Below are 14,802 nucleotides of genomic sequence, written 5' to 3' on the forward strand. Positions count from 1 at the left end.
AACCCAACAACACCTAATGAACCATTTACCACTTATAATAAAACGCGAATATTTAACGAAAGTTAAAAACAAATCGTTTATAGTCATGACTGTTTTAAGTCCGCTTATCATGATTGTGCTCATTTCGGTAGTTGCTTATCTATCGCAGTTAAATAATGATACAGTAAGAACCATTACAGTTTTAGACGAGTCAGGTTTTGCCAACGGTGTTTTCGAGAATACCGACAAAACCAAGTACAATGTATTGGAAAATATGTCGCTTAGCGATGCCAAGGTATTGGCAAAAGAAAGTGGTTCGGTAGGTTTGTTGCATATTGATAGAGTTGAAAACATTCATACCATTTCAAATCATATTAAGTTTTATTCGGAAGAATCGCCATCACTTTCCTTAATATCAGATTTAGAAAGCAAATTGGAAAAAAAGTTAACCAATATAAAACTTTTGGAAAATGGTGTTGATTTACAAATGATTAACGACTCAAAAATACGTGTAAATATTGCGCAGGAAAGTTTTGCTGGTGAAAAAACATCAAAAATAGATAGCATTATGAAGTTGGCTTTTGGTGGTGCAGCTGGCTATTTGTTGTTTATGTTTATTATTATTTATGGGAACATGATTATGCGCAGTGTTATTGAAGAAAAAACCAGCAGAATTATAGAAGTCATTATTTCTTCAGTAAAACCCATGCAATTGATGCTAGGTAAAATTATCGGAACCTCGTTAGCTGGTATTACACAATTTGTAATTTGGCTAGTAATTGGCGGTATTCTTTTATCTGTGGTTTCTTTAATTTTTGGCATCAATATTCAAACGCCCCAACAGGAAATGGTGGAGCAAGCCATGGCAAATCCAGAATTAAGTATGCAGGTTCAAGATTTTATAAATGCATTTTTCCATTTGCCTTTAACTAATTTAATCACAGCTTTCATACTGTTTTTTATTGGAGGTTATTTGTTGTACAGCTCGTTATACGCTGCCATTGGTGCTGCGGTTGATAATGAAACTGACACGCAACAATTTATGTTGCCCATCATCATGCCTTTAATTTTAGCCGTTTATATAGGATTTTTTACGGTTATTGAAGATCCTCATGGAACAGTGTCAACGGTGTTTTCATTTATACCATTCACATCACCGGTGGTTATGCTCATGCGTATTCCGTTTGGTGTTCCCATATGGCAACAGTTGGTGTCGTTATTTATATTAATTGCTACCTTTATGTTCACGGTTTGGTTTGCAGCAAAAATTTACCGCGTAGGAATTTTGATGTATGGCAAAAAACCAACCTACAAAGAGTTGATAAAATGGATTAAATATTAAAAAAATGATTCAGGAATTAGAAAAGATAGAAAAGACGGTTGAAAAAAGTTCTATTTGGGAAGGGGTAAAAAACTTTCTAAATCAGCATTATGATTTTACCGATAGGATTAGTATTTCTGTAAAAGACGTACTTATTATTATAACGGTAATTTTTATCACTACCTTAATTTTAAGATTTGTTTTAAAAATAATTACCCGAAAATTACCGGATGATGATAAAGGCAAGTTTAATGTGGTATTTGGGTATTTTAGATGGCTGGTCTATCTGCTTATCTTGCTTCTTACCTTACACAGTGTAGGCGTAGATGTTACGGCTGTTTTTGCAGCATCGGCAGCGTTAATGATTGGTATTGGTTTGGCACTTCAAACCTTATTTCAAGATATTATTTCGGGTGTTTTTATTTTAGTAGACCAAACCGTGCATGTGGGAGACATAATTGAAATTGATGGTAAAGTTGGACGTGTTGAAGAAATAAAATTAAGAACCACTAGAGCTGTAACCATAGATAATAAGGTATTAATAATCCCTAACCATTTATATCTAGAAAACAGCCTTTATAACTGGACACAAAATGGTACGGATACAAGAGAATATGTAGAAGTTGGCGTTGCTTACGGAAGCGATGTGCAGCTAGTAAAAAAGATACTAATACAAGCAGCAGCTTCAAACCCCATTGTTTTGGATAAGGATGATATTGCTGTGCGATTTACCAATTTTGGAGATAGTTCATTAGACTTTAAAGTGGTTTTTACTATTGCAGATAGCTTCAATGCCAACGCCATAAGAAGTGAAGTTAGGTTTGAAATAGATAGACTATTTAGAGAAAATAATATTAGCATACCGTTCCCACAACGCGACATACATATTATTCAAAAACCGGATCAAAGTGTGAGTTTAAGATTGGAACAATCGGAGTTTAATACCAATTTGAGTAAAGATTGATTTCAATTAAAAATGATAATTAAAAATTAATAATATGGAAATGTAGATGTCTTTTGTCTATTTTCTAAAAATATAAAAATACTTATGCCAAAAATTTTAATAATTGAAGATGAAGCAGCTATCAGACGTGTGCTTGTTAAAATTCTTTCAGAAGAAAATGAATCGTACCAAGTAGAAGAAGCTGAAGATGGCTTGATAGGAATTGAAAAAATTAAAAATGATGATTTCGATTTAATTCTGTGCGATATTAAAATGCCAAAAATGGATGGTGTTGAAGTGTTGGAGGCTACCAAAAAAATAAAACCAGAAATACCCATGGTCATGATTTCGGGTCATGGCGATTTAGATACAGCCGTTAATACCATGCGAATGGGTGCGTTCGATTATATATCGAAACCACCCGATTTAAACCGACTTTTAAACACCGTTAGAAATGCTTTGGATAGAAAAGAACTGGTGGTTGAAAATAAATTGCTAAAAAAGAAAGTCAGCAAGAATTTTGAAATGATAGGTGAGAGTACTGCCATTTCCCACATAAAAGAGATTATTGAAAAAGTAGCTCAAACCGATGCGCGCGTGCTTATTACCGGACCAAACGGAACGGGAAAAGAATTGGTGGCACACTGGTTGCACCAAAAAAGTGAACGTGCTAACGGCCCAATGATTGAAGTGAATTGTGCCGCTATACCAAGCGAACTTATTGAAAGTGAATTGTTTGGTCATGTAAAAGGGGCGTTTACAAGCGCTGTAAAAGATAGAGCTGGAAAATTTGAAGCGGCTAATAGTGGTACTATTTTTTTAGATGAAATAGGTGATATGAGTTTGCCGGCACAAGCCAAAGTACTAAGGGCGTTGCAGGAAAGCCGTATTCAACGTGTGGGTAGCGATAAAGATATTAAAGTGAATGTACGTGTGGTTGCCGCCACCAATAAAGACTTAAAAAAGGAAATAGCTGAAGGTAGATTTCGTGAAGATTTGTACCACCGCTTAGCAGTTATTCTAATACAAGTGCCAGCATTGAATGATAGAAGGGATGATATTCCGTTATTGGTAAATCATTTCACCGAAAAAATAGCAAGCGAACAGGGTACGGCTAAAAAAATGTTTTCAGATAAAGCCATCAAGTTGTTACAAGATTATGATTGGACAGGTAATATCCGAGAGCTTCGCAATGTTGTAGAGCGTTTGATTATTTTAGGTGGCACCGAAGTAAGCGAGCAAGATGTAAAAATGTTTGCCAGTAAATAGTTTTATTTTTTTAAACATACATAGTATTGCTGTTCGTTCGAGCGCACTCGAGAACTTCGGGTTTCCGACTGTAATTTTAGGTCTCGACATTAGTTTATCTTGAGCGCAGTCGAAAGACTCGATCAGACAAATTACTTGCTACACAAACTTAACTCCGATAAATATGTTGAAGCCAACGTTTTAAGGTTGTTTACGTAATAAACCTTTAATTCTTCAATGCTTTTTGATGTGACACCCTCTAAATCATCAACATTTTTTATGGATTGGTGATTGCAATTACAGCTTTTTAGTGTTTCGTTGTAGGTTTTGATATTGGAAGTAATAGCATTTTGATAGTTCAGAATTAATGCTTCCTTTTTAAGTTCTAATTCTTTTTCTTTCTGTTCGGCTAATTTTGCTTTTATTTCAGCTTCCTTAAGTTTTAAAGCTTCTTGTTGCTGTTTTAATTTTTGCTGTTCTTTTTCTAAATCGCTTAAAGCATCTAAGTTTGTAATATTTTCGGTTTTGGTGGATGTCATGCATTTATCAATTGCAATAACACTTTCTTTACTTAAATCCCGACCTTGTTTTACATAAAACCTGCCGTCTTCATAAGTTTTGGCCGCTTCAACTTTAGACAATAAAATAATGGCTTTGTCGGCAAATTCTTTTGCAGCAGCACAATCACAACTGCTTAATTTCTTTTTTGAAAGGTTTAATGATTCAACCGATCGGTTTGCATAATACTTTAAATGGCTGATGTTATTGGCATCATAAGATGATTTTACATGCGAATAAGCACTCACAAGATAGTAGTTGGCATCATCGCATTCAGTTTGTCCGTTAATGGAAAAGGAAGTAATTAAAACTAAAAATAAGTAAAGGTTTCTCATGAAATTTGGGTTAAAAACATAAATAGGTGGTGCTAAAGTATTAAAAACATTAAACATATATGTGTAGTTCATCGAATTTGTGGGATTTACTATATTTATAGAATATTAGTTGCAAACAAAACTTTACACATGGAAGATAAATTCATAGAGAAATATAAAGTATCAAGTTCAATTTCATTAAAAGATATTGAAACTAAAGAGGTTATAAAAAAAGCCGATAAAAAGCTAAACGATGTAAGCAAAGATTTAGGTAAACTTCAAGATACCATGTATGCGCATGGTAAATATGCGGTGTTGGTTTGTTTGCAAGGCATGGATACTTCTGGTAAAGATAGCTTAATACGCGAAGTGTTTAAAGAGTTTAATGCTAGGGGCGTAGTGGTACATAGTTTTAAAGTGCCAACCGAATTGGAGTTAAAGCACGATTACTTATGGAGACATTACATAGCGTTGCCCGCACGAGGCAAGTTTGGGGTTTTTAATAGAACGCACTACGAAAACGTGTTGGTAACACGAGTACATCCCGGTTATATTTTGGGTGAAAACATTCCCACGGTAAATTCTGTAGATGATATAAATGATGCTTTTTGGGATGCCCGTTTTGAACAAATAAATAATTTTGAGAAACATATAGCCGATAATGGCACCATCATTTTCAAATTCTTTTTAAACCTTTCAAAAGAAGAACAAAAAAACAGGTTGTTGCGCCGTTTAGATAAACAGGAAAAGAATTGGAAATTTTCTCCGGGCGATTTAAAAGAACGAAAATTATGGGATGCATATCAAACTTACTATGAAGATGCCATCAACAGAACATCAAAACCACACGCGCCTTGGTTTGCCATTCCTGCCGATGATAAAGATTCTGCACGCTACATAGTTGCAAAAATAATGTACGATACCCTAAAGAAGTATACCGATATACAAGAACCTGAGTTGGATGATGATATTAAAGCCAATATAGAAATGTATAGAGGTTATTTGAACAACGAATAGATTTTTGTGGTTTTTTTCTTGATTAATTTTGTGTTTTCCCGGAATTTATCAATTAAAAAAATGATCTAAAGAAAACTTCCATATATGCAACTCTTTGTTATTAATTTCCACAAATTCGTGTGTAAATTCAGTTATTTTATTAAACGTTACAATAAAAGAACGGTGAATGCGAATAAAATTATTTTATCAATCATTGCTTCGATAGCCGATATTGTTTTTCTACAAAGATGTGTTTTTTTATGAGTAAATAGTGGAAAAAAAAGCCTTCTGCAACCGACATAAGGAAATTTGGAAATTTCCCAGTCGTTATAAAATTAAGAGGTTAAGATAGCGTACCATTGTAAAATATCCACCCCCAAAAAGTAAAAAAACCAAATGTCTGCTAAAACTATACCATTTCTTATTAGATAAGATAAATTCACGCATGATTGAAAGCTTTAATTTTATAAATGTAATTGATTAAAAAGATAGATTGCTTATATCGTACACATTAAAGACATAAAAAGAAAAAATAGCAACAAACAAGTTTCGTCGACTGATATATGCTTTGTGTCATTTTTTAACATGATTCTGTCTCTAAAATTATTTTGATATTCAAATGTAATTTAAATTTGCATATTAACATGTTGAAAATCAGGTAAAAATGAAAAATTTTAATTTTAGAGTTTATTTTAGAAAGCTGATTTTATTTTCGGCTTATATGTGTATACTTAACCTGAATGGTCAAATTATATATACAGATATAGAACCGGACTTTGAAGCAAATAAAGTTGGAGACAATTATAATCTGGATTTAAACAATGATGGAATTATTGATTTTATTTTGAATACATCCTATTATGATTATTATTGGTTTGAAATTCGTTCAACTAATAATTTTAATGGAATTATTACTGTCCAACCTTGGTATTCAAACGCACTACCTCTTGATAGTGGTAAAGAAGTTTTTACACTTTCGGGTTATAAAAATGGAGAAATTTATGAAAAATGGGGTTTGTTTACTGTTGGAGATTGCTTTGCAGGCGAATATGAGTGCTTTTATAATTGGAAAAATAAAGGCGATAAATACCTTGGATTACGCTTTTTAGTTAATGGGCAAATCCATTATGGATGGGTTCGTTTAGATGTTATAAGTTATGTCCATTGGGTTATTAAAGATTACGCTTATAACACAATATCCAATACGCCAATTCTTACTGGTCAGATAGTTTTAGGTTTAGAAAAGCAAAACTATCAAAAATTTAAATTGGTTGTAATAAATAGGCAAATATTGATTGTTAATCTAAACGATAATTTTAAATACAGTATTTATTCTATAGAAGGGCAAGAAATATTTTGTGGAAATATAAAGTCTAATGATGAAAGGATAGATGTTCAAGCACTCGCTTCGGGTGTTTACATTATAAAATTATGGTCATTAAATGATTCATATCATTTTCAAAGGAAATTTATAATACCGTAAAAAGTTTAATTAATACCTATAAAAGCATTAACAATGAAAACAAATGTTAAGTATATAGTTTGTTTTGTAGTTATTGTATTTCTTACTAACTGTTCAAATAACGGAGAAATTCTTAATCTACAAGATGCCAATTAATTACCAGAAAATGATGTTAGTGCTGTTTCGAAAGTTGGTTTTCCAAAATTGCGGTTAGAGTTTCAAAATGAAACATTAACTAACTAGACTCAATACTATTTTAGAAGCGATGGGCAATTATTGAAAGTTCTATATAGTTATCCCAACTCCTCTGAACAAGTTTTTCAAATGATTACTATTATGATAATTTAGACAAAGTTAAGTTGCTGAGGGGACATGATGTATATAATTTTGTTTGGAATGATGATAGGATTATTAAGGTGCTTAGGTATAATGGGATGTGGAGTGGAAGATCGGAAATATTATTTACCTACAATAATCAAGGTCAAATTGTTCAAAAAACCGAAAACAACTTTGATTTTCATTATGGTCATAAAGACTCTTATGAATACTAGGATGATGGAATCTTAAAATCAATAGAAGTTTTCATGTAGATGATTATCATTCAAGTAATGCCTTTAAATTATATTCCAAGACAAATTTTTCAGGTTATAATAGTGCAAATAATTTATTTTATGAAATTGAGATAATTCCTGGTAAAATTACACAAAACCGTTTTCCGGTCTCACAAGAGTTTAATCACCTATTATCTTCAGGTTATGATACCTACTATGTTTACGAATATCAGTATGACAATGTAGGAAGGGTCGTTTGTAAATCATATGGAAACACAAAAATAGTTTATGAATATTATTAACAATAAAATCTAAGGTTATGAATACAAAAATTCGTTTAAGGAACAGTTCTGATATGATTTAAATGGATATTAAAATTGTTCTTTATTTAAATTTTCTTTAACAGAATTTTATATTTTATTATTGCCATGTTTTTTTTAGAAATTCTATATTTAACGAAACAAAAACATGGCATGAAAAGACTATTTATATTTTTGATATTTACATTTTCAATTGCACTTTTCTCCCAAACCGATGAAGCCGTTTTAAAGAAAATTTATACCACCTCACTAACAAATGGCAAAAGTTACGATTGGTTAAACCATTTATCTACTCAAATAGGAAGTCGTTTATCGGGTTCTTTAGGAGCCGAAAGAGCAGTAGCTTACACAAAAGCGGAACTAGAAGCTTTAGGCTTGGATAAGGTTTGGTTACAGCCCGTTATGGTGCCAAGGTGGGTTCGAGGTGCTAAAGAGTACGCCTACATAGAAACCGCCCCCGGAAAAACCAATACAGTAAATATTTGTGCTTTAGGTGGTTCGGTTGCAACACCTTCTTTAGGAATTAAAGCCCATATTGTTGAAGTGAAAAACTTTGAAGAATTAGAAACTTTAGGAAAGGCTAATATTGAAGGTAAAATAGTTTTTTACAATCGTCCGATGCAAGCAGATTTAATTCAAACCTTTGATGCTTATGGAGGCTGTGTAAACCAACGATATAAGGGAGCTGTTGAAGCTACAAAGTATGGCGCGGTTGCTGTAATAGTTAGATCTATGAATTTACGATTGGACGATTTACCACACACAGGAAGTATGGCTTACGATGATATTCCTGTTGAAAAACGCATTCCCGCTGCAGCCATAAGTACTAATGATGCCGAAATTTTAAGTACCATGTTGCAGCTTGATAAAAACATTAAGTTTTATTTTAAACAAAACTGCAAACAATTAGCCGATGTGCAATCATACAACGTGATTGGAGAAATAACCGGTAGCCAGTTTCCAAATGAGTATATGCTAGTTGGCGGACACTTAGATTCTTGGGATTTAGGTGATGGTTCGCACGACGATGGTGCTGGCGTGGTACAATCTATGGACGTGTTACGATTGTTAAAAGAATCTGGTATCAAGCCAAAACGCAGTATTCGTGTGGTATTGTTTATGAATGAAGAGAATGGCCTTCGCGGAGCCAACAAATATGCAGAAGAAGCCAAACAAAAAGGAGAAAACCATGTGTTTGCTTTAGAAAGTGATGCTGGCGGATTTACACCTCGAGGTTTTAGTTTCGATTGTAGCGATAATAATTTCAACCAAATATTAAGTTGGCAAACGTTATTTAAGCCTTATTTAATTCATTATTTTGAAAAAGGAGGCACAGGAGCCGATGTAAGTCCTTTAAAGAATAAAAGTAACGTGGTAGCAGGTTTACGCCCCGATTCACAACGTTATTTCGATCATCATCATGCAAGTAACGATACGTTTGATGCCGTTAATAAACGCGAGTTGGAATTAGGTGCAGCCACCATGACCGCTTTGGTGTACTTGTTCGATAAATATGGAGTGAAAAACAATTAGCAGGTTTGTATTTTAAATGAAAAAAATAATTTTCACATTTTTAGTAATGAGTTCTATGTTTTCTAACGGACAGTCAGAAGAAAAATTACCTTATTATGAAATTCCCGATTATCAAGAAGATTATACGGCGAACACAGTAGCAGCCAGAATGATTGATGGATTGGGCTTTCGATATTATTGGGCAACTGAAGGCTTGCGAGATGAAGATTTAAATTTCAAACCAAGTGAAACAGGTCGCGCCACCATTGGAACTATCGAGCATATTTACGGCCTGTCTAAATTTATTAGAAATAGTGTTTTAAGTGATAATAAAGATGCTAATAAAACAGAACTGTCTTTTGAAAATATGCGTAAACAAACCCTGTTGAATTTTAAATTGGTATCTGATGTTTTGAGAAATACTAATTTTCAACTTCAAGATACTGAAGTGCCTTTTTGGAATATTATTAATGGTCCCATTGCCGATGCGTTATGGCATTGTGGGCAAGTGGTTGTGCTGCGCCGTTCTTCAGGAAATCCATTCAATTCAAATATTAACCTGTTTTCAGGTAAAATAAAATCGCGGTAATTAATCTAATGGTTTTTGGTCTGGAGATAATGGTTCTTTTAAAAGCACTTTACATATTTGGTAATTGCCATTTCTAAAGCCAGTAATCAATAAGTTAATGTTGTTGGGAGACCAACGAGGCAATATGTCTTCATCGTCATTATATGTAATTTGAATTTTATTCGTGCCATCATTTCTCATAATATATATATCAGAAGTTTTGGCATCATCTTCTTTGGCTGAATAAACAATTCTACTACTTCTTATATTAGTCCAATCGGGGAATTCACTGTGGTCTTTAAAATATGTAAGTCTGTTTTGTTCTTTGGTAATAATATTGTAGCTATAAATAACATTGTTTTTCTTTTGGGTGTTTTTATTTGAAAAGTAGATTAGATTATCGCCCCTTGGAGAAAGGTTGGGTTGCAAATTAATATGTTGGTTGTCTATAATTTTTTTTAATCGTTTACCATTGGCACTGCACATGTAAATTCCTGTTTCATTATTCTTATCGTGGCAAATAAAAACAACCTCAGCGCCATTCGGTGCGAATTGTGCAAAAGATTTATTGTAACTTAAACTAATAGGCATTTTTTTTACGGATTTGTTTTCTAGGTTACAGGTGTAAATTTCGTTGGTGCCTGTCCGGTCTGATTCAAAAATAATTTTATTTTTAAAGGGATGCCAACTTGGTCTGCGGTCGTTCGAGGTACTGTTTGTAAGCCGTACCTGATTGTTGCCATCAATATCCATAATGTAAATTTGCCAATGTCCGTCTCTGTTTGATTCAAAAACTATTTGTGTACCGCTTTTGTTATAACTGGCATATCTGTTGTCCGAACCAGTATGTGTTAATTGTATTTCTTTAAACCCTTTTTCTTGAGCATTGTTGAAGATAGGTGATAAGAGTAAAATTAAGGTAGTACTTAATAATTTATAAAGTGTCATTTGTTGAATTGTAATAAAAAGCGTTACTAATATAAGACATTTATAAAAAATGAAATAATATTACTAATTTTCGAGTTGTATTTATTTGATTTTATAACTCAATACTAATCATGTTTTTAATAATTTTTTGAAAGCTTTCGACTCCAGATGTTAATTCTTAAGTATTTAATTGAAATGAGCGGGATTGTTGTTAATTTTAATAGAGAGCTTCATTACCTCTTTCTTTTTTTCAAAAACTTTACTAAAACAAAAATTAATGATAACACACCTATAATAATTACAGTTGCAATTATTTCATTTTGTGCTAAATTTGATAGAAAATAAAGTATAATCAGTATTGAAAGTATAGGAACGCTTAACCCTCCAGGAATTTTAAATTCACTCGGTAGAGATTTATGAGAGTTGCGTAATTTAATGACAGACAAAGCAACACCCAAATAAAGCAGGAGTACAGAACTACTAGCAATAACAACCAACTGCTCAAAATTACCAGATACTGCCAGTGTAAAGCCAATAGTAGCATATATAATAATGGCAATGTGCGGTGTTGCAAATGATTTGTGAATTTTAGACAACCAATTAATGGGTATAACTTTATCTCTAGAAAGTGCATATAAAATTCGTGGGCTATTTAAAATAGATCCGCTCATATATCCAAACATAGAGATTATGGCACCAATTAATAAAAGTATAAGTCCAAAAGGACCAAAAATAATTTTCGCTGTTTCGGCAAGTGGTGCTGCTTTAAAATTTGGTAATTCGCTTCCTAAAACACCTTGCGCCACAGTTTGAATTAAAATATAGATGATAACAACCGTTATAATACTTATAAAAACGGCTTTAGGTATGCTGCGTTTTGGGTTAATAACTTCGCCACCAACAATAAGCCCTGTTTCGCAACCTTGAAACGCAAAAAATAAAATAAGGGAGGTTTCACCTAAAGTTTTAATACTTGGTAAGGAGTGAATTTCTAAATTCTCAAAGGAAACATTTTTCCACCCAAAAACAATAATTAATAATAAAGGGATGATTTTAGCAATAGTATTAAATTTTACCAACCCGATACCCTGTTTTAGTCCAATAACATTAATGTAAACCAAACCATAAAAAAGTATGAATAAAAATAAAAACCGAACCCATCCTGTTTCAAATATGGGATACGTAGAGGCCAAAATATTTACTAACGCATTCGAGACTGCGGCATCAGCAAAAAAATTACCGCTTACAGCAAGAATACCTCCAATAAATCCAGCGTAATCGCCAAATGCAGTTTCAATGTATGTATAAGGACCGCCTGTATTGGTCACTTTACTTCCTGCTTCTGCAAAGCATAGCATAACAAGAGCCATTAAAATTCCACAAAATGCGTAAGCTATAATACTAGAAGCGCCCATATTTGCAGCAATAATAGCTGGAAGTACAAAAATTCCCGAACCTATTATAATATTTATAACATTAGCAGATAAGCCTATCGCACCAACACTTCTTTTTAAACCTTCCTCTTTTTGAATCATATTATTTTATGGAATTTTACAAATAGCTCAACCACCATTTGTTTTTGTTTTCGGATTTATAAATCATATATTTTTTGCACGGAATATATAGTAAAGCTATAATACCTATCCATACTAAATATACCACAAAGAGCGAATATCCATAATTAATAAGATTGGCATTGGCAAATACTTCTTTAGTTAAAATCATGTCTTGCCAGTTACCACCAAAAATTAATATCCCAATTATAGCTAAAATATGAATAACCAAAACATGTAAAAAATAATAAAACAAAGGCACACGCCCGAAGACCAAAAAGAAGTCGGTCAATTTGTTTTTTACAGTCTCCATGCCATATAAAAATAGTAGGGCAGGACCAATAGTGATTAAGATGTATGCTAATGATGGCGGATATTTTGTAACGTTAAAGAATGACAAAACGGTATAGGTTGTATTTCTTTGAACTGTCCAAGGCACTAAATCGCCATAAACATTGATGCTTCTTAAAACGAAAAACAAGATAATAGAACCAGTACCCAAAATAACCAGCCATTTTTTTCTAATTTCAATATTAAAATCTCTTGTATAAAGGCTTCCTAAACAATAGCCTAAAATCATAAGTCCTATCCAAGGTAATACTGGATAAAAAATACCTATGTCGTTATTGTTGTTTAAAGTAATAATATTTGGTTGATGCAGAGTATACCAAAAAATAGACTTTAAACTTGCACCATTCATTACAATACTATCTAAGGTATTATGGCCAACAACTATTAAGATTCCAATTAAGAGTGTTGTTTTTCTTGATAAAAAGATTAAAAAGGATAGTACAATCATGCTAAAACCAATAGCCCAAATTACTTGAAGAATGAGTCGGCTATAGGTTATATCGAATTTCCAAATAAGATTGTTTAAAACAATTTCCAGTAGTATTAACCAAAGTCCCCGAGTTAATAAGAATTTAAACAACTCATTCTTTGTTTTTTTACTGCCATATAAAAAGGCTGAGGTTCCTGCTAAAAACACAAATACAGGGGCACAGTAATGTGTTATAAAGCGGGTGAAAAACAAAATAGGCGTCGTGGTTGCTAAATTAGTAGGGTTAATAAAGAACGACCCATAATGAAAATAGTCTCTAACATGATCTAAAGCCATGATAACCATTACGACACCTCTTAATATGTCTATGGATTCTATACGGTTGGTTTTAACCATATTTGATATTGTTTATTTTTTAAATGAATGCCGTTTTTGATAACTTAAATTTCTCCAAATCCATTCTAAAGGACCAAATTGATAATATTTTAACCAAATAGGGCTAGCTATTAACTGAAACAACCAAATTGAAAATACAATATATAACAATTCATGACGATGAAAGGTTCCAAAGAGTCCAAATCCTGCACCAGTAAAAATAAACATAGCAAAAACCGAGTGCATCACATAATTGGTTAAAGCCATTTTGCCGACAGCTGATAAACTCTTTTTTAACCAATTTAAAATAGGTAGTTTACAAAATAACATGATGAGCCCAACATGCCCCATAGCAACAGGTACTCTTCCTAAATCATAAGTCAAGTATGATTGTGAAAAAGCCAGCATTGAAAATTGATTGTTAATAATTAATTGGGTTTCGTAATAGTTAACAGATATGCCAATTACATAACCAGCTACAACCATTAACCCGTAAAAGCGATATGATTTTTCAGCGGTAAGGATTTTCAATTTAAACAACGCAATACCTAAAAGCATCATGCTTAATACATCCCATAAATCGTATCTATAAGGAAAATGTTCATTATAATGTAGATTTTTTGGGGCTAGAAAAGTGACAACATCAAAATATCCTTTACGCATGCTGGAGTTGTATTCTTCAACACCTTTTTGGGATCTTTCCCATGCTCTGGCTTCCCATTTCTGGTCTGCCTCCTTTAGTTCTTTTGGTAATTCTTTACCTTCCAATTTATAACTTTGAGCAAGTTCAACTTGTTCCATAAACTTGATATCCTTAAGATAGTCTGAGTAGTTCCACAAGGCACCTGCAGAAAATAAAAATAAAGCAATAGTTATTAATTTTTTCGGCGCTATATATCTAAAAGAAAACACCAAGAATCCCATTAATGCATAGTTATATAAAATCTCTCCGTCCCATAGCAATAAGTAGCAGTGAATTAATCCGAAAACTAATAACCAAGTAAGTCGTCTAAAATAGATGTTTGCTGCTTCAATGCCTGCTCCTTTTTTTTCGAGTCGGTCAAGAAGTATAAACATGCCAACACCAAATAAGAGCGAAAATAATGCCCTCATGGTACCTTCAAAAAACATATTGGTCGTTATCCATGTAGTTAAATCCCAACCCGATGAACCTCCACTAACCGTAGGGTCTTCATAAGCTCCGGCTAGACCCATACCGTTGATGTTCATTAATAATATTCCAAACAAAACAATACCTCGCATAATATCAAGGGATTGAATTCTATCTGAACTCTTTAAAGGAACAAATACTGTTTGTGTGTTTTCCATTGTGGTTGGTTGTTTTAATAGCATCTTTCTAAATTCTATTTTAAGAAAGATGCTATTGGAAAGTT

13 protein-coding genes are annotated in these 14,802 nt (G+C 32.9%); 7 read left to right on the plus strand and 6 right to left on the minus strand.

Annotated features, from left to right (window positions below):
* Window positions 1–16: 16 nt before the first annotated feature.
* From ACGK9U_RS11205 to ACGK9U_RS11215, 3 genes are all read left to right on the plus strand, one after another.
* Window positions 17–1,321 (plus strand): ABC transporter permease, encoded by a 1,305-nt coding sequence (locus ACGK9U_RS11205; protein WP_394466468.1) that lies wholly within the window; start codon window positions 17–19, stop codon window positions 1,319–1,321.
* Window positions 1,322–1,325: 4 nt separating this feature from the next.
* The gene (locus ACGK9U_RS11210) at window positions 1,326–2,264 is read left to right on the plus strand and encodes a mechanosensitive ion channel family protein (protein ID WP_394466469.1); all 939 of its coding nucleotides are present in this window, start codon (window positions 1,326–1,328) and stop codon (window positions 2,262–2,264) included.
* Between the two features lie 84 nt (window positions 2,265–2,348).
* On the plus strand, window positions 2,349–3,512 hold the full coding sequence (locus ACGK9U_RS11215; RefSeq protein WP_394466470.1) for a sigma-54-dependent transcriptional regulator: 1,164 nt from the start codon (window positions 2,349–2,351) through the stop codon (window positions 3,510–3,512).
* A 131-nt stretch (window positions 3,513–3,643) separates the two neighbouring features.
* Here ACGK9U_RS11215 and ACGK9U_RS11220 read toward each other — a convergent pair whose 3' ends face one another.
* Window positions 3,644–4,384 (minus strand): hypothetical protein, encoded by a 741-nt coding sequence (locus ACGK9U_RS11220; protein ID WP_394466471.1) that lies wholly within the window; start codon window positions 4,382–4,384, stop codon window positions 3,644–3,646.
* Window positions 4,385–4,513: 129 nt separating this feature from the next.
* On the opposite strand from ACGK9U_RS11220, the gene ACGK9U_RS11225 reads away from it, so the two are divergent.
* Window positions 4,514–5,380: a PPK2 family polyphosphate kinase gene (locus ACGK9U_RS11225; protein ID WP_394466472.1), complete on the plus strand. Its 867-nt coding sequence runs from the start codon at window positions 4,514–4,516 to the stop codon at window positions 5,378–5,380.
* Window positions 5,381–5,428: 48 nt separating this feature from the next.
* Here ACGK9U_RS11225 and ACGK9U_RS11230 read toward each other — a convergent pair whose 3' ends face one another.
* Complete coding sequence (locus ACGK9U_RS11230; protein ID WP_394466522.1) at window positions 5,429–5,554, minus strand: hypothetical protein; 126 nt, start codon at window positions 5,552–5,554, stop codon at window positions 5,429–5,431.
* 469 nt (window positions 5,555–6,023) lie between these two features.
* Here ACGK9U_RS11230 and ACGK9U_RS11235 point away from each other — a divergent pair, with 469 nt between their 5' ends.
* The 3 genes from ACGK9U_RS11235 (at window position 6,024) to ACGK9U_RS11245 (ending at window position 9,793) form a co-directional block, all read left to right on the plus strand.
* On the plus strand, window positions 6,024–6,842 hold the full coding sequence (locus ACGK9U_RS11235) for a T9SS type A sorting domain-containing protein (RefSeq protein ID WP_394466473.1): 819 nt from the start codon (window positions 6,024–6,026) through the stop codon (window positions 6,840–6,842).
* Window positions 6,843–7,845: 1,003 nt separating this feature from the next.
* The gene (locus ACGK9U_RS11240; protein WP_394466474.1) at window positions 7,846–9,225 is read left to right on the plus strand and encodes a M20/M25/M40 family metallo-hydrolase; all 1,380 of its coding nucleotides are present in this window, start codon (window positions 7,846–7,848) and stop codon (window positions 9,223–9,225) included.
* 16 nt (window positions 9,226–9,241) lie between these two features.
* On the plus strand, window positions 9,242–9,793 hold the full coding sequence (locus ACGK9U_RS11245; RefSeq protein ID WP_394466475.1) for a hypothetical protein: 552 nt from the start codon (window positions 9,242–9,244) through the stop codon (window positions 9,791–9,793).
* Here ACGK9U_RS11245 and ACGK9U_RS11250 read toward each other — a convergent pair whose 3' ends face one another.
* The 4 genes from ACGK9U_RS11250 to ACGK9U_RS11265 all read right to left on the minus strand — a co-directional run bounded on the left by ACGK9U_RS11250 (window position 9,794) and on the right by ACGK9U_RS11265 (window position 14,737).
* Window positions 9,794–10,720 (minus strand): hypothetical protein, encoded by a 927-nt coding sequence (locus ACGK9U_RS11250; RefSeq protein WP_394466476.1) that lies wholly within the window; start codon window positions 10,718–10,720, stop codon window positions 9,794–9,796.
* Between the two features lie 212 nt (window positions 10,721–10,932).
* Complete coding sequence (locus ACGK9U_RS11255) at window positions 10,933–12,234, minus strand: APC family permease (protein ID WP_394466477.1); 1,302 nt, start codon at window positions 12,232–12,234, stop codon at window positions 10,933–10,935.
* A 16-nt stretch (window positions 12,235–12,250) separates the two neighbouring features.
* The gene (locus ACGK9U_RS11260; protein ID WP_394466478.1) at window positions 12,251–13,429 is read right to left on the minus strand and encodes a DUF1624 domain-containing protein; all 1,179 of its coding nucleotides are present in this window, start codon (window positions 13,427–13,429) and stop codon (window positions 12,251–12,253) included.
* Between the two features lie 12 nt (window positions 13,430–13,441).
* The gene (locus ACGK9U_RS11265; protein ID WP_394466479.1) at window positions 13,442–14,737 is read right to left on the minus strand and encodes a DUF418 domain-containing protein; all 1,296 of its coding nucleotides are present in this window, start codon (window positions 14,735–14,737) and stop codon (window positions 13,442–13,444) included.
* Window positions 14,738–14,802: the final 65 nt, after the last annotated feature.

Source organism: Mariniflexile sp. HNIBRBA6329 (genome assembly GCF_043558645.1).
In the GTDB taxonomy this organism is placed as follows: domain Bacteria; phylum Bacteroidota; class Bacteroidia; order Flavobacteriales; family Flavobacteriaceae; genus Mariniflexile.